Source organism: Amphritea pacifica, assembly GCF_016924145.1.
Taxonomy (GTDB): domain Bacteria; phylum Pseudomonadota; class Gammaproteobacteria; order Pseudomonadales; family Balneatricaceae; genus Amphritea; species Amphritea pacifica.
In genome coordinates this window covers 1-668 of sequence record NZ_JAFFZO010000094.1, presented here as the reverse complement: position 1 = coordinate 668, position 668 = coordinate 1, and the positions used below count along the sequence as shown (strand labels likewise).

1 protein-coding gene is annotated in these 668 nt (G+C 58.5%); it reads left to right on the top strand.

All coding sequences use genetic code 11. From position 1 onward, the window contains the following. The coding region (locus JW499_RS21560; RefSeq protein ID WP_205212507.1) for a phage tail tape measure protein at nt 1-668 on the top strand (668 nt) is incomplete at both ends.

Sequence of the window (668 nt, the reverse complement as noted above, 5' to 3'; positions counted from 1 at the left end):
CTGCCCTGCTGACGCTTCAGGCAGAACTCCGGACGCTGGAGAAGCATGCCGGAGCAAATGAGAAAATCAGCCAGCAGCGCCGGGATTTGTGGAAGGCGGAGAGTCAGTTCGCGGTACTGGAGGAGGCGGCGCAACGTCGCCAGCTGTCTGCACAGGAGAAATCCCTGCTGGCGCATAAAGATGAGACGCTGGAGTACAAACGCCAGCTGGCTGCACTTGGCGACAAGGTTACGTATCAGGAGCGCCTGAACGCGCTGGCGCAGCAGGCGGATAAATTCGCACAGCAGCAACGGGCAAAACGGGCCGCCATTGATGCGAAAAGCCGGGGGCTGACTGACCGGCAGGCAGAACGGGAAGCCACGGAACAGCGCCTGAAGGAACAGTATGGCGATAATCCGCTGGCGCTGAATAACGTCATGTCAGAGCAGAAAAAGACCTGGGCGGCTGAAGACCAGCTTCGCGGGAACTGGATGGCAGGCCTGAAGTCCGGCTGGAGTGAGTGGGAAGAGAGCGCCACGGACAGTATGTCGCAGGTAAAAAGTGCAGCCACGCAGACCTTTGATGGTATTGCACAGAATATGGCGGCGATGCTGACCGGCAGTGAGCAGAACTGGCGCAGCTTCACCCGTTCCGTGCTGTCCATGATGACAGAAATTCTGCTTAAGCAG